This window comes from Micromonospora sp. C28ISP2-4 (assembly GCF_030519385.1).
Lineage (GTDB): Bacteria > Actinomycetota > Actinomycetes > Mycobacteriales > Micromonosporaceae > Micromonospora > Micromonospora tulbaghiae.
Genome location: NZ_JAUMKG010000005.1, coordinates 86,420 through 112,667, shown reverse-complemented (window position 1 = coordinate 112,667; position 26,248 = coordinate 86,420). Strand labels below are relative to the sequence as shown.

Sequence of the window (26,248 nt, the reverse complement as noted above, 5' to 3'; positions counted from 1 at the left end):
GGCGCATGACGCTCGACTATCTGATCATCGGAGCCGGACCGGCCGGGTTGCAGCTCGCTCACCTGCTCGAGCGCGACGGCCGCGACTATCTGGTCCTGGAGGCCGGCCCGGCGCCGGGCACGTTCTTCACCACCTACCCCCGGCACCGGCAACTCATCTCGATCAACAAGGTCTGGACCGGCTCCGACGACCCGGAGTTCAACCTGCGGGCGGACTGGAACTCACTGCTCACCGACGAGCCGGCGCTGCTGTTCAAGAACTACAGCCGGCGCTACTTCCCGGACGCCGCGGACCTGGTGCGCTACCTCGCGGACGTCGCCCGCGGCCTGCGGGTCAGGTACGGCACCCGGGTGTCCCGGGTCGCGCGCGACGGCGAGCTGTTCACCGTCCACGCCGGAGACGACACAGTCACCGCCCGCCGCGTGGTCGTCGCCACCGGCGTGTCCCAGCTGTACGTCCCGCCGATCGAGGGCGCGGAACTCGCCGAGCGGTACGACACGGTCAGCGTCGACCCGGACGACTTCACCGACCAGCGCGTCCTCATCATCGGCAAGGGCAACTCCGCGTTCGAGACCGCCGACGCGCTCGTCGAGACGGCCGCCGTGATCCACGTCGCCGGCCCGCACTCGGTCAAGCTGGCGTGGCAGTCGCACTACGTCGGGCACCTGCGCGCGGTGAACAACAACTTCCTCGACACGTACCAGCTCAAGTCGCAGAACGCGGTCCTCGACGGCACGGTCGAGCGGATCGCCCGGCGCGACGACGGCGGCTTCCGGATCGACTTCCGGTACGCCCGCACCGTCGAGGCGATCCGGCGGATCGACTACGACCGGGTGATCCTCTGCACCGGGTTCCGGTTCGACGCGAGCATCTTCGACCCGTCCGCCCGACCCCGGCTCGTCATCAACGACCGCTTCCCCGAGCAGACCTCGGCGTACGAGTCGGTGAACGTGCCCGGCCTGTACTTCGCCGGCACGCTCACCCAGCAGCGCGACTTCAAGCGCTCGACGAACGGGTTCATCCACGGCTTCCGGTACGGGGTCCGTGCCCTGCACCGGATCCTCGGCGCCCGCCACCACGACACGGCATGGCCGGCCACGCCGCTGGAGGTCACCCCGGAGGCGATCACCGACGCGATCATCGCCCGGATCAACCGCACGTCGGCGCTGTGGCAGCAGTTCGCCGTCCTCGGCGACGTCGTCGTCGTCTCCGGCGACACCGCGCGCTACCACGAGGAGGTGCCGGTCGCGTACCTGCACGACGGCGGCCTGGGGCCGGAGCCGTTCGCGTTCGTGGTCACGCTGGAGTACGGGCCGGACCACGACCAGGTCGACCCCTTCGACATCACCGTGCCGCGGATCGCCGAGAACGACGCCGCGCACGCGCACGACGCCAGCTACCTGCACCCGGTCGTCCGGGTCCACCGTGGCGGCCGGGTCGTCGCGGTGCACCACCTCGCGGAGAACCTGGAGAACCACTGGAACCTGCCGGACGTCCACCACCAGCCGCTCGTGCTCTTCGTCAAGGGCGTCCTCTCCGATGTCGGCTGAGGTCTGGCCCCAGCCCGTGCTGGACCTGCTCGCCGCCGGTGACGACCGGCCGGTCTTCGAGGACGGCGACCGGGCCGTCACCACGACCAAGATGTACCGGATGATCCGGCGCATCGCCGCCGGCCTCCGTGCCGCCGGTGCCGGCCCCGGCGTCGGGGTGGCCCTGCGGCTGGGCGTCAGCGCGGAGGCGTTCGCGGCGATCATCGCGGCGTTCGCGGTCGGCGCCCGGGTCTCCGGGGTCCGCCCCGACCTCAGCCCGGCCCACCGCGCCTGGCAGCTCGGCGGCAACTCGCTCCTGGTCGACGACGCCCGGGTCGCCGAACTGGCACGCAACCCCGACGACGGAAGGCCGCTGATCGCCGCCGGACGCCCGGACGACGTCGCGCGGATCATCTGGACCAGCGGCAGCACCGGCAGCCCGAAGGGCTGCGCGCAGACGTACGCGGCGATGAGCGCGGCCTGGGCGCCGTACCCGGACCGCTGGCCGCCGGCGGTCGCGGACCTCGCCACCCGGCTCCAGCGTTATCTCGTCTTCGGTTCGCTGAGCAGCCAGGTGATGCTGGAGTACGGCATCCTCACCCTGGCCGCCGGCGGCACCCTGGTCGCGGCCCGGTCCCCGGGTCTCCCCGGCATGATCGCCCGGCACCGGGCGACCGCGAGCGTGATCACCGTGGGCAAGCTGTACCAGCTCGTGCGGGACCAGCGCACCGACCCCGTCGACCTGAGCAGTCTGCGGGCCCTGCTGGTCTCCGGCTCCCCGCTCGCACCGGGCCGCCTCGCCGAGGCGCTCGACGTGCTCGGCCCGGTCGTCTTCCACGGTTACGGCCAGACCGAGACCGGCATGATCACGATGGTGACGCCGGCCGAGATGCTGGCGTACCCGGCCGCGCTCGCCTCGGTCGGCCGGCCTCCCCCGGTGACCGAGCTGTCCATCCGGGACGCCGACGGCCGTCCCGCCACCGAGGGAGAGCTGTTCGTCCGCACACCGGCGCAGGCAGCCGCCTACTGGAACGACCCGGCCGAGACCGCCGAGGTGTTCGTCGACGGCTGGGTCCGCACCCGCGACCTGGCCCGGCGCGACGGCGACGGCTACCTGCACCTGCTCGGCCGGATCCGGGACGTCGTCATCGTGCAGGCCAACCTGGTGTACGCGGGCCCGATCGAGCGGGTCCTCGCCGCCGACCCGACAGTCGCCGAGGCGTACGTGGTCGGCCGTCCCGACGATGTCGCAGGGGAGGCGGTGCACGCGTACGTGGTGCCCGCCGCCGGTCACACGCCGGACGCCGGGCGGCTGCGCGCGGCGGTGGCGGGGGCACTGGGGGAAGCGTCGGTCCCGCGGACGATCCAGTGGATCGAGCGGGTTCCGGTGGCGCCGAGCGGCAAGCCCGACAAGCGCGCCCTGGCGCACATGCCGATGAGCTGATCGGGTGAATCACGCGCTACGTGACGCGGTACGCGGTGTAGCGCACCCGGTCGGTCTCGCGGATCGCCGACGCCACGAAGACGCACTGCTCCAGCACGGCCAGCGCGGGCACCGACGTCTCCAGTCGTACGCCCAGGCGGAAGTAGTACTCGGCGGGGTCGACCGCGTCGCCGCGGAGCAACGCGTCGAGGACCTCCGGGCGGCCGCTGCGGACGCCGAACGTGCGGATGTAGACGTGGCCGCCGCCGGCGGTGCGCGCCGAGTAGCGCGTGTCGATCTCGATGGCGCCGTCGGGGCGGATCACCTGCCAGTCGGCGCCGCCGGGCAGGATGTCGGCCTCGAACAGGCCGGTGACCCGGCCGCCGACGATCGGCACGACGCGACGGTGGCCGGCGCGGGTCACCCCGTGGTCCTCCAGCGCCCCGAGCCGGGCCTCGACCTCGAACGCGGCCTCCAGACCGGGCACCGCCGGGGCACTCACCGCGTCCCGGCCGGCGGGTCGGCGCGTACTCATGGGGTGTCCTTCGTGTGCGCGAGGGCGTCGCGGAGGCGTTCCAACGCGGGCACCGCGGCGGCGAGGGCCGCGCGGTCCGCCGCCGGCAGGGTGGCCGCGGCGCGGGCGACCAGGTCTCCGCTCGCGAGGTCGAAGCGGTCGAACAGGTCGAGGGCCTTCGGGGTGGCGAGGACGTCGACGTGGCGGTGGTTGCCGGGGCGGGGGCGTCGCTCGACGAGACCGTTGCTCTCCATCGTGGTCAGGAGGTTGCTGACCGTCGAGCGGCTCAGGCGGAGTCGTTCGGCCAGCTCACCGGGACCGGACACGGTGCCCCGGGGCAGGGCCCGCACGATCTCGATCTGCGCGTCCGGGATCTCCGGCAGGTGTTCGGCGGCCCGGGCGGCGGCGAGCAGCGTGCGGCGCAGCGGTGAGATCACCGACGCCAGTCGCGCCGCGTCCAGCTCGGCCGGTTCCGGGGCAGTCACGGCAGGACGCCCGAGAAGACCGTCGGCGTCAGGGAGACCCGTTCGTTGAGATCGGCGGGCAGGAAGCCGGCCGCCTTCTTGTACCCGGTGGCGATCTCGGTCAGCTCCTCCGGCGGGATGACGTCGTGGATGTGGTCGAACCCGTCGGGCGCGCGCTCGCGGGCGAGCACCATCACCTGTTCCGGGCCCTGCCGCCGGTTGCTCAGCACGAGCGCTGTGGTCGCCGGCCGCCGGTCCGCCTCGTAGGCGTCCAGCGCCGCCCGGACCGTCTGCGCGCCGGCGAGGTGGAACGCGAGGGTACGCGCGTCGAGGATCGCCTGTGACGCCCCGTTGGAGCCGTTCGGATACATGGGGTGTGCGGCGTCCCCGAGCAGCGTCGTGTTCCCGTGGGTCCAGGTGTCGATCGGGTCGCGGTCCACCATGGGGTATTCGAGGATCTCGTCGGCGGCGGCCAGCAGTTCCGGCACGTCGAGCCACGGGAAACGCCAGTCCGCGAAGAGGGAGACGACGGGCGCGGGGTCGACCGACCGGTTCCAGTCCGCGTTGGGCCCGGCGAAACCGGGCCCGCGCCGCTCGGCGACGACATTGATCAGGCCGGCACCGATCGGGTACGCGACGAACTTCTGTTCCGCGTCCCCCGCCATGATCATGGTTCGTCCGTCCAGGAATCCGGGTGCCCGCGCCGTCCCCCGCCACAGCGTCAGCCCGTTCCAGATCGGCGCGCCCTCGCCGGGTTGATGTTGCCGGCGCAGCTCGGAGTGGATGCCGTCCGCACCGACGATCAGGTCGGCGGCGACGCTCACCTCCCCCGCTGCCGTCTCGAAGCGGGCGACGCCGTCCCGGACGCCGACGAGCCGGTGCCCGGTGCGCACCGCGTCGGCCCCCAGCCGTTCCCGTACCGCGGCGAGCAGTTCCATCTGGAACCGGCCGCGGTGCACGGAAAGCTGCGGCCAGCGATATCCGGCGTCCAGCCCGCGGGGTTCGCTCCAGATCTGCTGACCGTACCGGTTGTAGTACGCCAATGTGCCGGGCGCGGCGCCGAGCCTTTCCACGCGTTCGCCGAGACCCAATTCGGTCAGCTCCCGGACGGCGTGCGGAAGCAGATTGATCCCGACGCCGAGTGGGCGCAGCGCGGCGGCGCGCTCATAGACGGCGATGTCGCGGAAGCCGGCCCGATGCAGGCTGAGCGCGGTGGTGAGGCCACCGATACCAGCGCCCACGATCACGATCGCCAAGTCGTCGCTCCCTCCGCCGCCGCCCCACCAACCACACAGTTTGGTCACAAAATCGTCACGCGTCAAGGCGTATTCACATCGAGGTCGACCACTCGTTCCGCATTGCGATTCGCCTTATCAGAATTCTTGACAATCAATCACTTCTGCATGACGCTGATCGACGCGGTCGGATGGTTCACCTCTCCTCGCCGGCCCCCACTCCTCCGGATGCACCAGCGCTTCGCACGGAAGGGCTCGTCGATGAAGAAGGTCACCGCCCTCGCTGTTCTCGCCGGCGTCGCGATCGCCCTGACCGGCTGTACGGACTCCGACGCCACCGATCCGTCCCCCGGCGCGAGCGGCGAACTGCGGAAGGTTCGCGTGGCGGCGCTGCCGATCAGCGAGACCGCCGCGCTGTGGGGCGGCATCAAGGCGGGCATCTTCCGGGAGCAGGGGCTCGACGTGGAGGTGGTGCCCGCACAGGGCGGCGCGCAGGCCATCCCGGCCCTGATCAACGGCGACATCGACTTCGCCATCGGCCAGCCGTTCGGCCCGTTCCGCGCCGACCTGCAGAACCTCGGTGTGGCGATCATCGGGAACTACGCGTCGTCCTACGCCGACGGCGACGACATCAACGCCGTGGTCGCGTCGGCGAAGTCCGGCATCACCCGGCCGGCCCAGCTCGCGGGGCGCAAGGTGTCGGTGAACAGCCTGGGTGCGGCCGGCGACGTCACCATCATGGCGGCCGTCGAGAAGGACGGCGGCGACCCCGCCAAGGTCAAGTTCGTCGAGGTGGCCTTCCCGGACGCGCCGGCCCAGCTCGCGGCCGGCAACATCGACGCCGCCTGGGTGACCGAACCGTTCATCACCCAGATGCGCAAACGCGGTGACGTCCTCGTGGTCGCCCCGTACCAGGCCACCGTTCCCGGACTCACCACTCTGACCACGATCACGTCGAGCAAGCTGAAGGACTCCGACGCCGCACTGGTCGCGGACTTCTCGGCGGCGATGAAGAAGACGCTCACCTGGGCCAAGGATCCGGCGAACGAGAAGGACCTGCGTCAGGCCATCAAGGACAATCTCGAACTGCCGGAGGCGGTGGCGGACTCCGTGCGGCTGCCCGAGTTCGGGTGGGAGCTCGACCGGGCCGGCCTGGAGCAACTGGCGACGCTCGCGCAGAAGTACCGCGTCCTCGACCGGCGACCCGACTTCGACCGCCTCATCCAGCAGCAGTAGCCGGCCGATGCGCAAGATCCTGCTGGGCGCCGTGGGTCTGCTGGGGTTCCTCGTCGTCTGGCAACTGGTCCCGACGCTCGGACTCGTCGACCCGGACTACCTGCCGTACGCCACCGACGTGCTCGGGTGGCTGGTCCAGGAGGTCCGCGACCTGGCGTTCTGGCGGCGGGTCCGGCTCACCATGACGTCGTGGGCGATCGGCCTGACGGTGGCGACGCTCGCGGCGGTCGCGCTGGGGACTGTGGTCGGGATGGTGCCGTTCCTGCGTCGCGCGACGCACACGACAGTCGAGTTCCTGCGGCCGGTGCCGTCGGTCGCGCTGATCCCCCTCGCCGTGCTGATGTTCGGCCTGCAGATGCGCGCCGCGCTCGTCATCATCGTGTACGCGGCGTTCTGGCAGGTGTTCGTGCAGGTGATCTACGGCGTCGCCGACGTCGACACCGTCGCCCGGGACACCGCGCGGAGTTTCGGCCTCACCCGCGCCGAGCGTCTGCGGTACCTCGTCCTGCCGACCGCACTGCCGTACCTGATGACCGGCCTGCGCCTCGGCGCGGCTGTCGCACTCATCCTGGCCGTGACCGCGGAGATGGTGATCGGCAACCCGGGCCTCGGGCGCATGATCGAGCTGTCCCGCTCCTCCGGGGACGCGGTCGGCCTGTACGGCCTCGTCGTGGTCACCGGGCTCCTCGGCCTGCTGGTGAACGTCGTGTTCCGCTTCGTCGAACGCCGCTCGCTGGCCTGGCACCAGTCGGTGCTGGCGGACGAGGCAGCCCGATGACGGCCGTCGGCGCGGGCCGGGCCCGTCCCCGCGACCTGGGCGTCAGGGCCGCCGAGACCATCCTGTACGCGGTCGGGCTTCCCGTCCTGGCCGTGGGGCTCTGGGCCGTCTGGTCCACCCGGTCGACGAACCGGTTCCTCGTCGGCCCCCGTGCGCTCCTCGACGCGTTCCGGCAGACGTGGATCGGCCCGGCGTTCGTCGACGACGTCCTGCCGAGCCTGTACCGGCTACTGGCCGGCCTGTTCGCGTCGATCCTCCTCGGCGTCGCCGCCGGCGTCGTCATCGGCCGGCTCCGCCCGCTGCGTGAACTCCTCGAACCACTGCTGGAGTTCTTCCGCGCGATTCCGCCACCCGTGCTGATTCCGGTCGCGATGCTCCTGCTCGGCACCACCGACACCATGAAGGTCGTCGTCATCGTGTCCGGCGCGATCTGGCCGATCCTGCTGAACACGATCGAAGGCGTCCGGGCGACCGACAGCGTGATGACGGAGACCGCGTACTCGTTCCGGATCTCCCGGTGGGACCGGCTGTGGCTGCTGATCCTCCCGGCGGCGAGTCCGCGCATCATGACCGGCGTACGGCAGGCGCTCTCGGTGGCCCTGATCCTCATGGTCATCTCGGAGATGTTCGCGTCGTCCGCCGGCCTCGGTTACCGGATCGCCTACTTCCAACGGAACTACCTCATCGCCGAGATGTGGAGCGGCATCCTGCTGCTCGGCCTCATCGGCGTCGTCCTCGCCGTGGCCTTCGGTGTCGTCGAACGCCGCGTCCTGCGCTGGTACCACGGAATGAAGGAGGTGACCCGTGGCTGACGGGAGCCCCCTGCTGAGGGTCGAGCACCTGCGGAAGGTCTACCCGACCGGCCGGGGCGAGGTCGAGGCGATCGGAGACCTCAGCTTCACGATGGATCCCGGCGAACTGCTGTGCGTCGTCGGCCCCTCGGGCTGCGGGAAGACCACACTCCTGAAGTGTCTCGCCGGGCTGATCCGGCCCACCAGCGGCCTCGTCGAGATGGAGGGGTCGCCGGTGACCGGCCCGAGCCCGGCGATGGCAGTGGTCTTCCAGGAGTACGGCCGCAGCCTGTACCCGTGGCTGACGGTCCGGGGCAACGTGGAGCTTCCGCTTCGCCACAAGAAGCTCTCCCGCGCCGAACGCGCCCGGAGAGTCGCCGACGCCCTCGACGCGGTCGGGCTGCCGCAGTCGGCGCGGAGCCATCCGTGGCAGCTCTCCGGCGGGATGCAGCAGCGGGTGGCAATCGCGCGCGCCATCGCGTACCAGCCGGACGTGCTGATCATGGACGAGCCGTTCGCCGCCGTGGACGCGCAGACCCGCGCGGACCTGGAGGATCTCGTCCGCGAACTGCACCTGACCCGTGGGATCTCCACTGTCTTCGTGACGCACGACATCGACGAGTCGGTGTATCTGGGCCAACGCGTGCTCGTCCTGTCGAACTCGCCGACCCGGGTGCAGGAGGACCTCGTGGTCGACCTCCCACGGGAACGCGATCAGCTCACCACCCGGGCCCTGCCCCGGTTCACCGAACTGCGGACCCGCGTCTACGAGCAGATCCAGCGGGCCAAGCGCGGGCCGGCCGCGGCGCCACAACCGGCACCTTGACGCTGCCTCGCCGGTCCCGGCACAGGGTCACGTAGCCCACGCGTACGGGCGCGGGCCGGTGGTCCCGTCCTCGCGGGTCCATCGGCCGTGCCCGCATTGATCGCCGGAGATCTATGTTCGGGGTGACGGACCGATGGAGGGCGGAAGCATGATCGGAACCCTGGTGGAGAACGGTCTCACGGCGCTGGCCCGCTACGACTCCTACGGCCAGGAACAGATCGACGAGATCGTGAAGAAGGCGTCGGTGGCCGCGCTCGGCCGACACGCCGAACTCGCGATGCTGGCGGTCGAGGAGACCGGCCGAGGCCTGTTCGAGGACAAGGCGGTGAAGAACATCTTCGCCTGCGAGCACGTCACCAACCACATGGCCGACATCCGTACCGTCGGAGTGATCGCGCAGGACGACATCACGGGCATCACCCAGATCGCCGAGCCGGTGGGCGTGGTGGCCGCGGTGACGCCCGTGACGAACCCGACCTCGACCACCATCTTCAAGGCGCTGCTGGCCCTCAAGACCCGCAATCCGGTGATCTTCGCCTTCCACCCGGCGGCGCAGCGCTGCAGCGCGGAGGCGGCCCGCACGGTCCGCGACGCCGCCGTCGCCGCCGGAGCGCCGGAGCACTGCATCCAGTGGATCGACGAGCCGTCGGTGGCCGCGACGAACGAGCTGATGCGGCATCCCGCCGTCTCGGTGGTCCTGGCGACCGGTGGCAACGCGATGGTGCGGGCCGCCTACTCCACCGGCAAACCGGCGCTCGGCGTCGGAGCCGGCAACGTCCCCGCGTACATCGAGGCGTCGGCCGACGTGGCCCGCGCCGTCAACGACGTGGTGCTGTCCAAGGCGTTCGACAACGGCATGATCTGCGCCTCCGAGCAGGCGGTCATCATCGACGACGCGATCCGGCCGGCGGCCCTCGCCGAGTTCCGGCGACTGCACGCCCACATCGCGACGCCAGAGGAGAAGTCTCTGCTGGAGAAGCTGCTCTTCGGCTCCGGGAAGCTCAACCCGGACGTGGTCGGGCAGCCGGTGACGTGGATCGCCGAACACGCGGGCTTCCCGGTCGACCCGGACACCTCGATCATCCTGGTTCCGGTCGACCGGGTCGGCCCGGCTGAGCCGCTGACCCGGGAGAAGCTCTGCCCGGTGCTCGCCCTGCTGCCCGCCACCGGTCACGACCAGGCCTTCGGGTACGCCGAGCAGATGGTCGAGTTCGACGGCCTGGGTCACAGCGCCGTCATCCACACGCGGGACGCCGACCTGGCCGAGGCGTACGGCCGCCGGGTCAAGGCCGTCCGGATCATCTGGAACGCACCGGCCTCCCAGGGCGGCATCGGCGACATGTACAACGCCTTCCTGCCGTCGCTGACGCTGGGCTGCGGAAGCTACGGCCACAACTCGGTGTCGCACAACGTCACGGCGGTCGACCTCATCAACATCAAGCGGGTGGCCCGGCGAACGAACAACCTGCAGTGGTTCAAGGTTCCGCCGAAGATCTACTTCGAGCCGAACGCGATCCGCTACCTCGCCGACATGCCCGACGTGCACCGGGTCACCGTGGTGACCGACCACACCATGACCAGACTGGGGTACGTGGACCGCGTGCTGTCCGTGCTGCACCGCCGCCGCGAGCAGGTGGCCCTGCAGATCATCGACGACGTCGAGCCGGAGCCCAGGGTGCGCACGGTCGACCGGGGCGCCGAGTCGATGCGCTCGTTCCGCCCGGACACCATCGTCGCGCTCGGCGGGGGTTCGGCGATGGACGCCGCCAAGGTGATGTGGCTGCGCTACGAGCACCCCGAGGTGGTCTTCGCCGATCTGCGGGAGAAGTTCTTCGACATCCGCAAACGCGCCTTCAAGTTCCCCACCCTCGGCGCGCTGGCCCAGCTCGTCTGCATCCCGACCACCTCCGGCACCGGAGCCGAGGTCACCCCGTTCGCGGTCATCACCGACACCGCGTCCGGCAAGAAGTACCCGCTCGCCGACTACGCCCTCACGCCGAGCGTGGCGATCGTCGACCCGGTCCTGGCCGCCGACCTGCCGGCGGTGGTCACCGCGGACAGCGGCTTCGACGCGCTCACCCACGCGATCGAGTCGTACGTGTCCGTCTACGCCAACGACTTCACCGACGGCCTGGCTCTGCACGCCGTCCGGCTCATCTTCGGCAACCTCGCCCGGGCCGTCCACCAGGGCGCCGCCGACCCGGTGGCCCGCGAGAAGATGCACAACGCCGGGACGATCGCCGGCATGGCGTTCGGCAGCGCCTTCCTCGGCATCGTGCACGCCATGTCGCACACCCTGGGTGCCACCTTCCACGTCGCACACGGGCGCACCAACGCGATCCTGCTCCCGCACGTCATCAGGTACAACGGCACCGTGCCGAGCAAGCTCACCGGCTGGCCCAGGTACGAGACCTACCGGGCGCCGCAACGCTTCGCCGACATCGTCCGTACCCTCGGGCTCCCCGCCGCCACCGACGCCGAAGCGGTGGAAGCCCTGGCCACGGCGATCGAGCGCCTGCGCGACGAAGTCGGCATCGAGCCGTCGTTCGCGGCAGTGGGCGTGGACGAGCGGGCCTTCCTCGCGGCGCTGCCGCAACAGGCGCTGAACGCGTACGAGGACCAGTGCGCCCCGGCCAACCCCCGGATGCCGATGCTCGGCGACATGCAGGAGCTGATGCGCGCCGCGTACTACGGACCGGCGACCACCGGCTGACGCGGCGGTGACCGCCGCTTCGTTCAGGAGGGAGAGGTCATGAACGGAACAGTGCTCCGACGGCCCGGACGGTGGCTCACCTGGGGAGCCACGGCGGCCGAGGTGGACGCGACGCTGCCCGGTGACGAGCTCCTCGCCGATCCGGACATCGTCTCCACCCGGGCGGTCACCGTCGACGCGCCACCCGAGGCGGTCTGGCCCTGGCTCGTGCAGATGGGCAGCGGTCGCGGTGGCGCCTACACCTACGACTGGATCGAGAACCTGTTCGGACTCGACATGCACAGCGCCGACCGGATCCTGCCGCAGTTCCAGCAGCTCGCCGGCGGCGACGAACTACCGCTCGACAGGAACGGGCCGGCCATGCGGGTCGAGATCCTCGACCCCCGCCGGACGCTGGTGTTCCGGTCCGCCGACGGCGCCTGGGTGTGGGGCTTCCACCTGCGACGGTACGGCGCGGGCACCCGGCTGATCAGCCGCAACCGGATCTCCCTGGCCGGGCGTCCGGGACCGGGCCGGGCCGCGTACCGAATGGTGATGGAACCGGGCAGTCTGGTCATGGAGCGCCGGATGCTGCTGGGTATCAAGCAGCGCGCGGAACGAACGTCATGAATGTGCCCGGCGGTGCGCGGCGGTTGCCGGCGAGGGCCGAAGGTCCCGCGGCTTCCGGCCTGCGGCCCCCCGCGGCCGGGCGCCGCCGGGCCTAGGCTGGGTCCGGACAAGACGAGATCAGTGGAAGGAAGCACGGTGACCGCGGTCGAATCCGAACTCCGTACGCTCGCCGAACTCGACGACACCGAACTCGCCCGTCTGGACGCGTGGTGGCGGGCGAACAACTACCTGACCATCGGTCAGATCTACCTGCAGGGCAACCCACTGCTGCGCGAGCCCCTCTCGGCTGAACACATCAAGCCGCGCCTGCTCGGTCACTGGGGAACCAGCCCCGGCCTGTCGCTGATCTACGCGCACGTCTCCCGGCTGATCCGGCACACCGGCCAGCAGGCGATCTACCTGGCCGGTCCGGGTCACGGCGGGCCGGCACTGGTGGCCGCCGGCTACCTGGAGGGCACCTACAGCGAGATCTACCCGGACGTCAGCCAGGACGAGGCCGGGATGCTGCGCCTGTTCCGGCAGTTCTCCAGCCCCGGCGGTATCCCGTCGCACGTGTCGGTGACCACCCCGGGTTCCATTCACGAGGGCGGTGAGCTGGGCTACGTCCTGGTCCACGCGTTCGGCGCGGTCATGGACAACCCGGACCTGCTGGCCATCGCGGTGGTGGGCGACGGCGAGGCCGAGACCGGGCCCCTGGAAGGCTCCTGGAAGGGCGTGTCCTTCCTCAACCCGGAGCGCGACGGCGCGGTCCTGCCGATCCTGCACCTCAACGACGCCAAGATCTCCGGTCCCACCGTGCTGGGGCGCAAGGACCCCGAGGAGGTTCGCCACCTGCTGCGGGGCCACGGTTACGACGTCATCGAGGTCGAGGGCTCCGACCTGCCCGGCATGCACCACCGCTTCGCCGCCGCCCTGGCCACCGCCTGGACGAGGATCCGCGACATCCAGACCGCCGCCCGTGACGGCTCCTGGGACGGTACGCGTCCGACCTGGCCGCTGATCGTCCTGCGGTCGCCGAAGGGCTGGACCGGGCCGGACGCCGTCGACGGGGTCACCGTCACCGGGACGTGGCGCTCCCACCAGGTGCCGCTGTCCGGCGTCAAGGACAATCCGGAGCACCTCGCGCTGCTGGAGCGCTGGCTCAGGTCGTACCGTCCGGAGGAGTTGTTCGACTCCACCGGCGCGCCCGTGGCGCTGGTCCGGGACCAGGCCCCCGACGGCGACCTGCGGATGAGCGCCAGCCCGCACGCGAACGGCGGGCTGCTCACCCGGGACCTGGACCTGCCGGACTTCCGTTCCTACGCGATCGAGGTGCCCCAGCCGGCGCAGCAGCGGGCCGAGTCGACGCGCAAGCTGGGCGAGATGATGCGCGACATCTACGCCCGCAACGCCGACCGGTTCCGGTTGTTCTGTCCGGACGAGACGAACAGCAACCGCCTCGGCGGCGTCTTCGACGTCTCCGACCGCGCCTTCATGGAGCGGGTGACACCGGAGGACGTGGCGATCAGCCGCGACGGCCGGGTCATGGAGGTGCTCAGCGAGCACAACTGCCACGGCTGGCTGGAGGGCTACAACCTGACCGGCCGGCACGGCATGTTCGCCACCTACGAGGCGTTCGCCATGGTCAGCGCCTCGCAGACCGTGCAGCACGGCAAGTGGTTGCAGGAGGCCAAGCACCTGCCGTGGCGCGCGAAGGTGCCGAGTCTCAACGTGCTGCTCACCTCGACGGCGTGGCGCAACGACCACAACGGCTTCTCCCACCAGGGCCCGGGCCTGATCCAGGTGGTGCTCACCCAGCGCGGCGACGTCGCCCGGGTCTACCTGCCGCCGGACGCCAACACCCTGCTGTCGGTGGCCGACCACTGCTTCCGGTCACGGTCGTACATCAACCTGATCGTCATCGACAAGCAGCCGCAGTTGCAGTACCTCTCCATGGACGAGGCGATCGAGCACTGCGCCCGCGGCGCGGGGATCTGGGAGTGGGCCGGCACCGACGACGGCACCAGCGATCCCGACATCGTCCTCGCCTGCGCCGGCGACGTCGTCACCATGGAGACGGTCGCGGCGGCACAGATCCTGCGCGAGCGGCTGCCCGGTCTCAAGGTCCGCGTGGTCAACGTGGTCAACCTGATGACCCTGGTCCGGCCCAAGGACCACCCGCACGGCATGAGCGAGACCCTGTTCACCGAGCTGTTCACCGACGACGTCGACGTGGTCTTCTCCTTCCACGGCTACCCCGGCGCGATCCACCAGCTCGTCCACGGCCGCCCGGACGCGGACCGGTTCCGCGTGCGCGGCTTCATCGAGCAGGGCACGACCACCACCCCGTTCGACATGACGGTGCGCAACAAGGCGTCGCGGTACCACCTCGTGATGGACGCCATCAACAACGCCAAGCGTCTGCCACGCGGTGCGGCGGACCTCAAGGCGTGGTGCCGCAGTCAGCTCGACCGCCACGAGGCGTACGTGGTGGAGCACCTGGAGGACATGCCCGAGGTCCGCGACTGGGCCCTCGGCGACTGGGCCGCACGCGGCTGAGGTCGACGGAGACGGTGACGCCGGCCGGGCGTCACCGTCTCCTTTCGCGTACGCGGGTCCGTCGTCAGAGGATGCGGGTGCGGCACGCCCCGGACGCGAGGCAGGCGATCGGGCCGACGGCGCCGTCCCGTCCCGGTTGCCGGGGTTCCCCCAGCAGGTCGACGTCCATGACGGCGGGGCTGCCGTCCGCCTCCTCGAAGTCCGCGTCGGCGCACCGGACCCGTTCCAGGTCCCGGCCGGTGACCACGCCGATGCGTGCCTCGTCGAACGCCTCGGGAAGGTCGGTGACGAGCCAGACCCCGTCGCCCTCGTCGACGACCGTCGCCGTAGCGGTGCCCAGCACCCGTGGCTCCCGCTCACCCTCGAACGGGCGGGCACCCGCGGCGTAGGCGTTCGCGCGGGCGTACACCGGTTGTCTCACCTCGACGTACTTCTGCTGGTCGCTGGGCGGCTGCTCGTCGAGGCGGGCCAGGTACTCGTCGAACGACGCGGGGTGGCCGTCGTATCCGGCGGTGCCGGCCAGCGGCGGTCCCTCACCCTCCGCGCCCATCCCGTAGGCCGCGCCCGGGTCGCCGCCCACAAAGAGGTTCCCCACGTACCTGTCGTCGCCGCCGTAGATCACCGCGTACCCGGCGACCTGAGTGCTGTGCGGCAGGTGATACGGCGTGGCGCGGTCCAGCACCGGCTCCAGCCGCACCGTGCCGCAGATCAGGTTGCAGACGAAGGCACCCCCCTGGCTGAACAGCTCCAGCGCGGCGGGCGAGCCGAAGATGTTGTGGTCGACCAGGTAGGGGCCGTGGCTGACCTCGACGAAGAGGTCCCGGCAGTTGTCGTGGTAGACGTTGCGGGACAACCGGGTGCCCTGCGCCTGCCAGTCCAGCCAGGTGCCGAGCGAGCAGTCGTGGATCCGGTTGTGCCTGATCACCACGTCGATGGCCGCGTGCAGCTTGATGCCGGCGATCTCGTAGCCGTAGAACTCGCGCTTCACGCCGATGCGGTGGATGTGGTTGTCCTCGATCGTGGAGAACGCGCAACCGAGGTGACCCACTATTGCGTTCTGGCCGCAGTCGTAGATCGTGTTGCGGCGGATCACGTGGGAGCCGATGTGCTCCCGGTCCCACCCGATCCGGCGGGCCGCGAAGACCGACTCCAACTGGTACTGGTAGCCCGGCTTGTCGCCGCGCAGAGCCGCGTGGTTCTGCCCGGTCGACCCCTCCTTCCCGATCGAGATCGCCGAGCACTTGGCGTCATGGATCACGTTGTCCTCGATCACCCACCCCTTCGCCCAGTTCGGCCCGATCAGGCCCGGCTGGTCGGCGGTCGGCGGCGCCCACGGGCTGGCCGCCTGTGCCAGCTCGAAGCCGCGCACCGTGATGTAGTCCAGGTGCGGCTGTTCCGGGTAGAAGACGCTGCGGCGTACGTTGATCTCCACCAGTTCCGTGTTCGGGTCGGCGCCGGTGAAGTTGGCCCAGATCGTCGTCTGCTCATCGACCTCGGCGTACCAGACGAGCCGGGTCTGGTCGGGGTCACCGATCGGATGCGTCACCCGGGTCCAGTCGTCGACGACCTCCGTACGCCGGGGCGGATCGTCGACCTCCGCCCGGCTCGCCACCTCGAAGAAGCTCACGCCGTTCAGATACACGTCGCCGAGGTGCCGGCGCGGCGCATCCCTGCCGTACACGATCCAGTCGCCGGTCACCTCCTCGGCGAACGGGTTGAACGAGCCGAACAGCGAGTTGTCGACGACCGCCCGCCACACCGTCCCGCCGAGCGGCTCCCAGCCCGTGACGCGTTCCGATCCCTTGATCACCACGTGCTCGCCGGGCGCCGCCTCGTAGGTGATGCGGCGGGAGTCGCTGAGACCACCGTGGCGTGGCTTCACCCACTCGCGGTACTCCCCCGCGTGCACCACCACCGTGTCACCGGGCTGCGCGACTCCGGCCGCCCGGCTGATCGTCCGGAAGGGCCGCTCGGCGCAGCCGTCGGCGCGATCCGAACCGTTCGTCGCCACATGGAATACCGATGCCATCCGGGTGCCCTCCTTGTCGATCGATTGAGATGCCTTCGGCGCAGCGGCCGGTGCGTTCGCGCCCGTTCACGTCCACACCGGCAGGTCGATCCGGGACGGGTGGGCGCCGTCGTGGGAGATCTCCTGCTGCGCCCGTACGGTGGTGGTCGCGGTGGCGGCAGGTTCACCGGTGCCGGGATTGCGGGCGTAGCGCGGATGCGCTCCGGAGCTGACCTGCACGGCGACGCGGTGGCCGGCCGCGAAGCGGTGGAACGCCGGCCACAGCGGCACGTCCAGCTCGACGTAACCGTCCTCGTCGGGCCGCGGGTCGGTAGCCGCCGTGCCGACGCCGCCGATGCGGCGGATGCCGTCACACACGGTCATCGAGCGGCCGTCGGGGTGCACGTCGCAGATCCGGATGAACACGTCCGCGCTGGCTGCCGTCGAGCGGAACCGGAGACGGGCGACCGGCTCCCCGGCGAGGACGACAGGATGGCCCAGCGGTGGACTGCGGAAGACCGCCACGTCCGTACGGCGTTCGTGGGCGCTGTTGTCGACCGGCCCGGAGGACGGGCCCAGGCCGGGACCACCGAGTGCGGGCGTGGGCCGGTCCGGATCGTATGTGTAGCGGGTGCCGCCCCCGTCGGGAGCGGCGGGGTCGAGCAGCCCGTCCGGGTGCAGGTACCACAGCTGCGCGGCGGTGCCCGGCGGCGGCCACGCGGGCAGGTCGCGCCACTGCTCCGCGCCGGTGAGGAAGGCGCGCACGCGCGCCGGCCGGGCCGCCGGCGTACCGGCGAAGTGTTCCTTGAGGAACGCGATCGACTCGGTGAGGAACGGGCTCTGCTCGCCGCTGTGGCCCCACGGGCCGATCGTGAGCCACGGCGGGCGACCGGCCGCGGCGAGCTGGGCGTAGTTGCGCAGCTGCCAGGGAAGGAAGATGTCGTACCAGCCGGTGGCCATGTACATGGGTGCGGTGACGTCGGGCACCGACGCGGTGTGCGACTGACGGGTCCAGTAGGCGTCGGTGAGCCTCTCGTGGGCCAGCCAGTCCTGATACCAGCTGATCGGGTGGCCCGCCGCCGCCGTGTCGCCGCGGGACAGGGGCAGGACGTCGAACGCCTCGGCCAGCTTCCGGTCCGGCCGCCGGGCGAGCCGCGCCCTGATCAGGGCGCCGCGCATGCCCCGCAGAGCCATCAGGCGCGACCAGCCGAGCGAGCCGCCCAGCGAGAAGGCGCCGTTGGTCCAGGTGACCGCGCCGAAGTCGGCCATCGTGACGTTCAGGCACAGGGCATCGGGGGCGTTCCCGGGATCGTCCCGGCACATCCGCCCCGCCACGGCCCACTGGGTGTAGCCGAGGTAGCTCTCCCCGTACGTCGCGACAGTGCCGGTGAACCACTGCTGTCGGCGTACCCACCTGTGGGTGGCCATGCCGTCGCGCTGCTCGTCGAGCTGCGGCCGGAAGCTGCCACCGGAGCCACCCGTACCGCGGCAGCTCTGCACCAGCACGGTGAACCCCTCGCCGGCCAGCGTCGGCGCGCCTGTGAGCGAGCCGTGGCGGCCGTACGGCGAGCGGACGACGATCGTGGGCAGCGGCGGTTCCACCGGGCCGGCCGGCAGGTAGAGGTCGGCGATCAGCTCGACGCCGTCGTCCATCGGCACGCGCAGCCCGCGCCGCACGGTGAAGGGGTACGGCCGGCGGCGGGCGCGCCGGAGCCGGCTGGGCAGGCGGCGACGCAGGCTCGTCATCACCCGTCCCCGGTTCCGCAGCCCCGGTCGCAGCGCAGTGCGCTCGCGGCTTGCCCGAGGTGGTTCGCGACATCGACACTCATGAGAGGCCGATCGTACGAGGAGGAGCGGACATGGAACCGGAGCCCGCGGACGGTGGCTACCGCAACCCGATCCTCCCGGGTTTCTGGCCCGATCCGAGCATCTGCCGCGCCGGTGCGGACTACTACCTCGTGTGCTCCAGCTTCGAGTACACGCCCGGTGTTCCGATCTTCCACAGTCGCGACCTGTTCAGCTGGCGGCAGATCGGCAACGTGCTCGACCGCCCCGGTCAACTCCGGTTGCCCGCCGACACGCTCGCCTCGCGGGGCATCTACGCGCCGACGATCCGCCACCACGACGGCCGGTTCTGGGTTGTCACGACGAACGTCACGCTCGACCGGCACCTGATCGTCACGGCGACCGATCCCGCCGGCCCGTGGTCGGATCCGGTCTACCTGGACCTGCCCCACGTGGACCCGTCGCTGGCGTGGGACGACGACGGCAACTGCTGGATGACGGTGTCCGGCGTCGAGTCGTACCGGATCGACCCGTGCACGGGAGAGGTCTTCGAGGGCCCGGTGCCGATGTGGTCGGGAACGGGTGGCCAGTACCCCGAGGCACCGCATCTGTACCGGGTCGGCGACTGGTGGTACCTGCTCGTCTCGGAGGGCGGCACCCACACCGGCCACGCGGTGAGCGTCGCCCGCGCGCGCTCGCCGCGCGGGCCGTTCCAGCCCGGGCCGGCCAATCCGATCCTGACGCATCGCGGCACCGACCGGCCGGTGCAGGCGACCGGACATGCCGACATGGTCGAGGCCGCCGACGGCAGCTGGTGGATGGTCCTGCTGGGCATCCGGCCCAGGGGCCAGTGGCCGCCCTACCACGTACTGGGGCGGGAGACGTTCCTGGTGCCGGTGCGCTGGGTCGACGGGTGGCCGGTGGTCGATCCCGTCTCGTCCGGGACCGGCCCGGCGGGGACGGGCGGGTGGGACGACCGGGACGACTTCGACGACGAGCGGCTGGGCGTTCAGTGGATCTCTCCTCGTGACCGGCCCGCCTCGGCCTGGTCGCTGACCGAGCGGCCCGGCTGGCTGACCCTGCACGCGACCGGCGACAGCCTCGACCGCAGTGGCGCCACAGTCGTCGGCCGCCGCCAGCAGCACCACGACTGCCGCGTCAGCGCCCGCATCGACCCCGGCTCCGGCCGATGCGGCCTGACGATCAGGATCGACGAGGCCCATCACTACGACCTGGAACTCGTGCGGGGACGGGCCCGGGTCATCGGCCGGGTCGGGCCGTTCCGTCAGGTGTTCGGGGAATGTCAGGTGCCGGCGGGGGCGGTGACCGTGGCACTGAGCGTCCGGACCTCCGACGTGCTGCCCCCGACGGTCACCTCCTCCGACACCCTGGCGCAGGCGGGCCTCGTGGGCGTCACGGCCGCCGGCAGCGACACGATCAGCTTCGAGGTCGAGACCGGGGACGGCTGGTCGTGTCTGGCGGAACTCGACGGGCGATACCTGTCCACCGAGGTCGCCTCCGGGTTCACCGGCCGGGTCATCGGCATGTACGTCACCGAGGGAACCGCCGGGTTCGACTGGTTCGACTATCGGCCGGCCGGATGACAGGACGGCACCGGACCTCACCCCTTGAACGCGCCTTCCATGATGCCCTGCACCAGGCGGCGCCCGACGAAGACGAACAACACCAGCAGCGGAATGGTGGCCAGGAAGGAGCCGGACATCGCCAGGCCCAGATCGATGTCCCGGTTCTGCTGCAGTGCCTTGATGGCGATCTGGACGGTGTAGTTCTCCGGCGACTTCAAGACGATGAACGGCCACAGGAAGTCGTTCCACGCGTAGACGAACGTGAACAGCCCCAGCACGTACGCCGCCGGGCGGACCAGCGGGAAGGCGATCCGCCAGAAGATCTGCCAGGTGGTCGCGCCGTCCACCCGCGCCGCCTGCATCAGCTCGTCGTCGATGGTGCTGCCGATGTGCTGGCGCATCCAGAAGATGCCGAACGCGCTGACCAGCCCGGGAACGATCACCGCCTGAAGACTGTCCACCCAGTTCAACTGCGAGATGATCAGATACTGCGGCACCACTGCCAACTGCGCCGGCACCGTCATGGTGAGCACCACGATGAGGAACAGCGTGTTGCGGCCGGGGAAGGACAGCTTGGCGAAGGCGAAGCCGGCCAACGCGCAGAGCACCGCCTGGCCCACGGCGATCGTGCCGGCGACGATCAGGCTGTTCAGCAGGGACTGCACGAACGGCACGATGGTGAAGACAAGCTCCGCCAGGTGCAGGAAGTTGCCACCGGGTGTGAGGGTCGGAGGGAGACTCGTCGCGGTGGCGGAGTCCGTCGTCGCCACCACGAACATCCAGTAGAGCGGAAAGACGCTGACGAGCGCCATGAGGGTGAGCAGCGCGTACACCGGGATCGGGACGCGGTTGGCCTGGCGCCGCCTGGCCCGCCTGGGCCTGGCGCTCGGGGGTACGGGCTTCATGGGCGCTCCGAACGGATTCGGGTGGTCAGCAGGTAGTTGAGTCCGGAGAAGGCCACCACGATGACGAAGAGCGCGACGCCGACCGCCGCGCCGTAGCCGAAGTGGAACTGCCCGAAGGACTGCTCGTAGAGGTAGAGGGTGACGGTCTGGCACTGCCGTGCCGCCCCGCACGTGAGCCCACCGACCGGGTTGGCCAGCAGCGGCTCGGTGAAGACCTGCAGCCCGCCGATGGTCGACGTCACGACTGTGAACGCGATGATCGGCCGCAACGAGGGGATGCTGATGTGCAGGAACTGCTTCCAGCCGTTCGCACCGTCGGCGGCGGCGGCCTCGTACAGTTCCCGGGGAACCGCCTGCAGCGCGGCGAGGTACAGCAGCGTGTTGTATCCGGTCCAGCGCCAGGCGATCATCGTCGCGATCATGATGTGACTGCCCCACAGCGACGCCGTGAAGTCGATGTGGTCGAAGCCCAGCAGCCCGAGGAACCAGTTGATCATGCCGTAGTCGCGGTCGAACATCTGGGCGAAGACGATGGTCGTGGCCGCCACCGAGGTGACGTAGGGGACGAGCACCGACATCCGGAACAACGCGGCCAGCCGCAGCCGCGCGTGGTTGAGCAGGTGCGCCAGGCCGAGCGCCAGGAGCAGCTGCGGCACCGTCGACAGCACCCAGATGCTGAACGTGTTCCGCAACGCCCCCCAGAAGCGCGGGTCGTGCAGGAGTCCGGAGAAGTTGTCCAGCCCGACGAAGCGGTGCTCACCGATGGGATCCCAGTCGAACAGGGAGATGTAGAAGGTGAACAGCAACGGGAAGAGACCGAAGATCAGGAACAGCACGAAGAACGGCGAGATGTACGCGTACGGCGCCAGGAACTCCCGTACGCCCTGCCGGATCCGCCGGTTGCGAGCGGGCCTGCGGACGTCCGGTGGGACCGGGGCCGGGCCGAGCATGGTGGTCAAAGCGTCACCCTCCCGATGCGCGGCGGCCGGGCGGTACCCGGCCGCCGCACATCAGCCCTCCGTCATTCGCGTACGGCGTTCTTGACGTTTGTCAGCGCGGTGTCCCAGGCGTTTGCCGGATTCACCTTGCCCTGCTCGACGCTGGTGAGCGTGTTGAGGAACTCGGTGCCGATGGGACCGTCCTGCGGGCCGAAGTAGAAGGGCTTGATCCCCAGCACCGACTGGGTGTAGATCTTGCCGATCGGCGCGTTGCTGAAGAACGGGTCGGTCTTGCCGACCAACTTCGGGTCCGTGTAGACCGACGGGGTGGTGGGCAGCGAGCCCTGCATCAGGAAGTGGTCCAGCTGGCCCTTCGGCGACTGCATCTCGGAGATGTAGTTCCACGCCGCCTTCGCGTTCTTGGCGCGCTTGGGGATGGCGAGGAAGCTGCCGCCCCAGTTCCCCGAGCCACCGGGAATGGTGGCGATGTCCCACTTACCGTTCGTCTCGGGGGCGTTGGTCTTCATCTGGCTGAGCATCCAGGACGGTGAGCACACCACCGCGTAGTCGCCCTTCTTCATGGCCGCGGTCCAGCCGGACGAGAACGACCCCTGCTTGGCGGAGATGCCTGCGTTGAAGGCCTTCAGCGTCACGTCGAACGCCGCCTTGACCTGTTCGTTGTCGTAGTCCAGCTGGCGGTCGGCGCTGTAGTAGCGCTGGCTGCCCTGGTTGACCGCCTGGAAGAAGACGCTGGTCGGCGTGTTGTCCACGAACGGTTTCCCGGTCTTCTGGACGTACTGCTTACCGACGTTGATGAACTCGTCCCACGTCGGCCAGAGCTTGGAGACCTCGTCCCGGTCGGTGGGCAGGCCGGCCGCCTTGAACAGGTCGGTACGGTAGGCCACCGCCAAGCCGCCGACGTCGGTCGGCACGCCGATGATCTTGCCGTCCTTGGTCGTCGACTGCGCCATCACCCAGTCGAGGTAGTTGCCCTTGATGTCGTTCGCGCCCAGCGTGGTGAGGTCGACGAAGTTGTCCGGGGACTGCATGAACTTCGGCAGGTCGTCGGCCTGGATGAGCACCAGGTCGGGCACCTTGCCACCGGCCAGCGCGGCGGTGAGCGCCTGCGCGGTCTCGGTCGTGGTGCCCACCTCGGTGAGCTTGACGCGCACATCCGGGTGCGCCTTCGTGTAGACGTCGACGTCGGCCTTCTGGTTGATGTTGGCGAACGACCAGAACTCGAAGGTCTTCGAGTCGGATTCGCCGTCTGATCCCCCACAACCGGCAAGGAGGAGCGCGACGGCGGCGATGACGGCTGCGGTGGTCCGGACGCGTTTCAACGGCCCTCCAGCGGTGTGATCGTGGGCGGCGGCGGTGGGGTGGCGCGTTCTCGCCGGCGCGGGCGCGCAGGCGGAATCCGGCGAGTGGCCTCACCGACGGGTCAGTCGTTGTCCCGTCGTCGGTGCCCTCGTCGCCTCCGAAACTTATCGAGATATTTACATGCCATGATTTTGTGCGCTGAGGCTACTAACTGCCCCGTCATCCGTCAATGACCTCGCTGCCAGCAAGAGCGCCGGACGGCAGGGTGGATTTCCGACCGACGAGCGCCGAAAGTTTCGGAGCCGGTGGCGCGACCCTCTCAGAAGGAGGCCGTCGGCGACCCTCTCGTCCACGCCCGGACAGCGGCCTGACGCCGATCGCAGCGGCGCGTTTCGGGCTGAGGCGGCGCGTCTGCCGGCCGTGGGCCGCCCGCGTTCGCCAGTCGTCGAGGCGGGTGCCGGCGATGCGGGCGCCGTCGGCGGGGACGACCGAGCGTTCGGACAGCGCGGCACCGAAATAGCGGGCGTCGGGGTCACTCACCACCGAACGAGGATCGTGCCGGGCCGCCAGGGCGGACCGTCCCAGTTCGTCGAGGGGGAACTGCTCCGGGGCCACCGATGACGACGATCTTCATGATCGAGCCCTTCCCTGTCCGCCCTGGCTGAGTCGCGCTGCCACCAGTAGGACGGAATCCCCGCAGGGAATGCAGGAATCGCCTTGAGGATGGCGAAGCGGCCTGAGAGCGTACTCGGTCCCGAGTCGGGCTCCCCGCCGTCAGGTAACTCTGTCGCCGCGTCGTGCCGGGTCCGGCGACAATGCTTGCCGGACGGTGATACGACGAGGGTTGAAGGGTGTTGCTGGAGTGGGTCGACGGTTGGGCGGACACGAATGGCCGGTGATGGTCAGTACCGTCCACCTCGGGCGCCATCGGCACCGGGTCATCCGGCCGGCAAGGCCGCCGGGGTTCGCCGGTCTGTACGAGGGCCGTCTTGGCGCCCAGTTCTGCCTCGACAAGGAAACAGCGATGCTGCTCGCGCTGGCGTGGGGGCTGGCTGCCCGGTCGCCGCACACGATCCTCTATCTTCCTCTACGCCGCGCGACACTTCCTGACCATCACGGTTGGGGGCGACCGCTCGACCTGGTGCTGCTGCATCACCGCCTCGCGTTCCCGCCGTCGCGGTGGAAGCAGGTCCGTTCCCGGTTGGGGACCGGTCGGCCACACACCGTCGTCCTACCCGGTCAGGCGTGGCCGGCGCGGTCGACCCATGATCACCGGCGAGTCCGGCATCAAGAGTTCCGCGATCATCTGCGGTGGGACATCGCCGCCGACACGTTGGTGCTCACCGGCAGCCGCGAGGCGTTCGAGTTGGAAGCCGACCAGGTCCGCGCCTTGGCCGAGGAGTGCCCCGCCCATCGCGCTCGCGTCCCAGGCACGCACTGCTGCGCCGAGATCGGCATGGGCAGACCCCGCCGCCACCCCGACCGACGCCGGCCGCACGCCGAACTGCATGCCGAGTACTCACGGTGATGCCGGGTCCGGCAACGGCAGGCCACGCCAAGGAACTCGCGGCGGTTCCGTGCATCCGATCTTGGCCCCTCAACGACTCGTGCTGCATTTCGCGGTGCCGCCGGGACCATCTCGGCTTGCGCCGGCGTCTCGTTGCCGCGGCAGCACATCACCGCGTAGGCCGCAGCGCGTGAACACCGCTCTTGAAGTCTGGTTGTCGCGCTACGAACGGCCGCCGGTGCGGAGGACGCCGCCTGATGTCTCGCGCGTGTGCCCCGATCAGACCATCCGGTACCTCGGAAGCAGGTAGCGACCGAATCGCACCGAGAGAACGCACGGAATCAATTGGTAGTGGTGACCTGGGTCATCGCTGCCTCAGCACGTGCCTTGACCTCAACCAAGCTTCAGCTTGAACACTGGCCGGGACGCTGTCTCATTCAAGGGGTGCTGCTACATATGCGCGCAATCCAGGTGGCCGTGTTCGGTGGTCCGGAGGTGCTGTGTCCCACGGAACTGCCCGACCCGGTACCCGAACCCGGCCAGGTCGTCGTCGGTATGGCTGCGGCAGACGTCATTCTCCTCGACACCCTGCTGCGCAGCGGCTGGGGCCAGGACTTCTTCCCGCGGACGTTGCCGTACGTGCCGGGTGGCGGAGGAGCGGGCACGGTGGTGGAGACCGGCGAAGGGGTGGACCCGGCATGGATCGGTCGCCGTGTGGTCGTACGGACCAGCACCGGTTACGCCGAACGGATCGTCGCGGACGTCGAGGAGACCATGCCGGTGCCCGACGGACTGGCCATCGAGGTGGCGGCCGCGCTGGTGCACGACGGCGTGACCGCGCTCAGCCTGGACCGGCTGGGCAGGCCGGAGAAGGGAGAATGGGTGCTGGTCTCAGCGGCTGCCGGTGGAGCCGGCTCGCTGCTGGTGCAGTTGGCCGTCGATGCCGGTGCCCGGGTGGTCGCCGCCGCATCCAGCGACGTCAAACTGGCACTGGCCCGCGAGCTGGGCGCGGAGGCTACCGTCGATTACACGCGGTCGGACTGGATCCGCCGGGTGCGGCAGGCGACCGGTGGCGGTGCGGCGTTGGTCTACGACGGGGCGGGTGGCCCGCTCGGCACGGCCGCCTTGGGCGCGGTGGCCGACGGCGGCCGGTTCGTCACCTACGGCACCGCCGACGGGTTCGCCGCACCGGACCCGGAGTCGGCCGCGCGCCGCGGCATACGGGTGCTCGCTCCGCTACTGGATGGTCCCCCGAACCGGGAAACCGTGCGCGAACTGCTGGGTCGTGCGCTGGAACGGGCTGCGGAGGGACGGCTGCGGCCGGCGATCGGCGCCGCCTACCCGTTGGAGCAGGCCGCCGATGCCCACCGTGCACTTGCCGCACGTACAACGGTGGGCAAGTCCCTGTTGTTGGTCGGCGGCCGAACGGCCAGCTGACTTGTCGTCGTCGCCGACGGCGCATGGAACTCGGCGTCCCACACCGCTGTGCGCAGCAGCCGCTGCATCGCCTGCGGATCATCGTGCCCCCGCCCGCTCTGCCAGA

The 26,248-nt window shown here is 70.3% G+C and carries 21 protein-coding genes; 12 read left to right on the top strand and 9 right to left on the bottom strand.

The features are described 5' to 3' along the window. The first annotated feature begins 5 nt into the window (after positions 1-5). On the top strand, positions 6-1,550 hold the full coding sequence (locus Q3W68_RS19385; RefSeq protein WP_302906782.1) for an NAD(P)-binding domain-containing protein: 1,545 nt from the start codon (positions 6-8) through the stop codon (positions 1,548-1,550). Then, positions 1,540-2,973 (top strand): class I adenylate-forming enzyme family protein, encoded by a 1,434-nt coding sequence (locus Q3W68_RS19380; protein ID WP_302906781.1) that lies wholly within the window; start codon positions 1,540-1,542, stop codon positions 2,971-2,973. The genes Q3W68_RS19385 and Q3W68_RS19380 overlap by 11 nt, the downstream gene beginning before the upstream one ends. A gap of 16 nt (positions 2,974-2,989) precedes the next feature. Here Q3W68_RS19380 and Q3W68_RS19375 read toward each other — a convergent pair whose 3' ends face one another. The 3 genes from Q3W68_RS19375 to Q3W68_RS19365 are packed head-to-tail and all read right to left on the bottom strand — an operon-like array spanning position 2,990 to position 5,177. Next, positions 2,990-3,487 carry a DUF3237 domain-containing protein gene (locus Q3W68_RS19375; protein WP_302906780.1) on the bottom strand — a complete coding sequence of 166 codons (498 nt, stop codon included), beginning with the start codon at positions 3,485-3,487 and terminating at the stop codon, positions 2,990-2,992. After that, positions 3,484-3,951: a MarR family winged helix-turn-helix transcriptional regulator gene (locus Q3W68_RS19370; RefSeq protein WP_302906779.1), complete on the bottom strand. Its 468-nt coding sequence runs from the start codon at positions 3,949-3,951 to the stop codon at positions 3,484-3,486. Before Q3W68_RS19370 ends, Q3W68_RS19375 begins: the two co-directional genes overlap by 4 nt. Continuing rightward, positions 3,948-5,177 carry a flavin-dependent oxidoreductase gene (locus Q3W68_RS19365; RefSeq protein WP_302907144.1) on the bottom strand — a complete coding sequence of 410 codons (1,230 nt, stop codon included), beginning with the start codon at positions 5,175-5,177 and terminating at the stop codon, positions 3,948-3,950. The genes Q3W68_RS19370 and Q3W68_RS19365 overlap by 4 nt, the downstream gene beginning before the upstream one ends. 156 nt (positions 5,178-5,333) lie before the next feature. Between Q3W68_RS19365 and Q3W68_RS19360 the strand changes: the two genes are divergently transcribed. The 7 genes from Q3W68_RS19360 to Q3W68_RS19330 all read left to right on the top strand — a co-directional run bounded on the left by Q3W68_RS19360 (position 5,334) and on the right by Q3W68_RS19330 (position 14,656). Continuing rightward, on the top strand, positions 5,334-6,401 hold the full coding sequence (locus Q3W68_RS19360) for an ABC transporter substrate-binding protein (RefSeq protein WP_302906778.1): 1,068 nt from the start codon (positions 5,334-5,336) through the stop codon (positions 6,399-6,401). 7 nt (positions 6,402-6,408) lie between these two features. Continuing rightward, complete coding sequence (locus Q3W68_RS19355) at positions 6,409-7,179, top strand: ABC transporter permease (RefSeq protein WP_302906777.1); 771 nt, start codon at positions 6,409-6,411, stop codon at positions 7,177-7,179. Continuing rightward, positions 7,176-7,991, top strand: a complete 816-nt coding sequence (locus Q3W68_RS19350) for an ABC transporter permease (RefSeq protein ID WP_302906776.1) — start codon at positions 7,176-7,178, stop codon at positions 7,989-7,991. The genes Q3W68_RS19355 and Q3W68_RS19350 overlap by 4 nt, the downstream gene beginning before the upstream one ends. After that, on the top strand, positions 7,984-8,796 hold the full coding sequence (locus Q3W68_RS19345; RefSeq protein WP_302906775.1) for an ABC transporter ATP-binding protein: 813 nt from the start codon (positions 7,984-7,986) through the stop codon (positions 8,794-8,796). Before Q3W68_RS19350 ends, Q3W68_RS19345 begins: the two co-directional genes overlap by 8 nt. Positions 8,797-8,944: 148 nt before the next feature. Next, on the top strand, positions 8,945-11,509 hold the full coding sequence (adhE, locus tag Q3W68_RS19340) for a bifunctional acetaldehyde-CoA/alcohol dehydrogenase (RefSeq protein ID WP_302906774.1): 2,565 nt from the start codon (positions 8,945-8,947) through the stop codon (positions 11,507-11,509). Between the two features lie 39 nt (positions 11,510-11,548). Beyond that, entirely contained in the window at positions 11,549-12,118 is a 570-nt protein-coding gene (locus Q3W68_RS19335) for an SRPBCC family protein (RefSeq protein WP_302906773.1), read from the top strand. A 135-nt stretch (positions 12,119-12,253) separates the two neighbouring features. Next, the gene (locus Q3W68_RS19330; RefSeq protein WP_302906772.1) at positions 12,254-14,656 is read left to right on the top strand and encodes a phosphoketolase; all 2,403 of its coding nucleotides are present in this window, start codon (positions 12,254-12,256) and stop codon (positions 14,654-14,656) included. 64 nt (positions 14,657-14,720) lie between these two features. On the opposite strand, the gene Q3W68_RS19325 is transcribed toward Q3W68_RS19330, so the two are convergent. Further along, entirely contained in the window at positions 14,721-16,685 is a 1,965-nt protein-coding gene (locus tag Q3W68_RS19325; protein WP_302906771.1) for a right-handed parallel beta-helix repeat-containing protein, read from the bottom strand. Positions 16,686-16,751: 66 nt separating this feature from the next. Beyond that, complete coding sequence (locus Q3W68_RS19320) at positions 16,752-18,410, bottom strand: CocE/NonD family hydrolase (protein ID WP_302906770.1); 1,659 nt, start codon at positions 18,408-18,410, stop codon at positions 16,752-16,754. Positions 18,411-18,523: 113 nt separating this feature from the next. Between Q3W68_RS19320 and Q3W68_RS19315 the strand changes: the two genes are divergently transcribed. After that, positions 18,524-20,053 (top strand): glycoside hydrolase family 43 protein, encoded by a 1,530-nt coding sequence (locus Q3W68_RS19315; protein ID WP_302906769.1) that lies wholly within the window; start codon positions 18,524-18,526, stop codon positions 20,051-20,053. Between the two features lie 17 nt (positions 20,054-20,070). Here the strand turns inward: Q3W68_RS19315 and Q3W68_RS19310 are convergent, their stop codons facing one another. The 4 genes from Q3W68_RS19310 to Q3W68_RS19295 all read right to left on the bottom strand — a co-directional run bounded on the left by Q3W68_RS19310 (position 20,071) and on the right by Q3W68_RS19295 (position 23,813). After that, positions 20,071-20,940 (bottom strand): carbohydrate ABC transporter permease, encoded by an 870-nt coding sequence (locus tag Q3W68_RS19310; protein ID WP_302906768.1) that lies wholly within the window; start codon positions 20,938-20,940, stop codon positions 20,071-20,073. Next, positions 20,937-21,890 carry a carbohydrate ABC transporter permease gene (locus Q3W68_RS19305; protein ID WP_302907143.1) on the bottom strand — a complete coding sequence of 318 codons (954 nt, stop codon included), beginning with the start codon at positions 21,888-21,890 and terminating at the stop codon, positions 20,937-20,939. Before Q3W68_RS19305 ends, Q3W68_RS19310 begins: the two co-directional genes overlap by 4 nt. 71 nt (positions 21,891-21,961) lie before the next feature. Next, positions 21,962-23,218, bottom strand: coding sequence for an ABC transporter substrate-binding protein (locus tag Q3W68_RS19300; protein WP_302906767.1), 1,257 nt, complete (start codon positions 23,216-23,218; stop codon positions 21,962-21,964). A 199-nt stretch (positions 23,219-23,417) separates the two neighbouring features. Beyond that, positions 23,418-23,813, bottom strand: coding sequence for a hypothetical protein (locus Q3W68_RS19295; RefSeq protein ID WP_302906766.1), 396 nt, complete (start codon positions 23,811-23,813; stop codon positions 23,418-23,420). A 409-nt stretch (positions 23,814-24,222) separates the two neighbouring features. On the opposite strand from Q3W68_RS19295, the gene Q3W68_RS19290 reads away from it, so the two are divergent. Beyond that, entirely contained in the window at positions 24,223-24,726 is a 504-nt protein-coding gene (locus tag Q3W68_RS19290; protein WP_302906765.1) for a hypothetical protein, read from the top strand. A 435-nt stretch (positions 24,727-25,161) separates the two neighbouring features. Further along, entirely contained in the window at positions 25,162-26,142 is a 981-nt protein-coding gene (locus Q3W68_RS19285; RefSeq protein ID WP_302907142.1) for a zinc-binding dehydrogenase, read from the top strand. Positions 26,143-26,248: the final 106 nt, after the last annotated feature.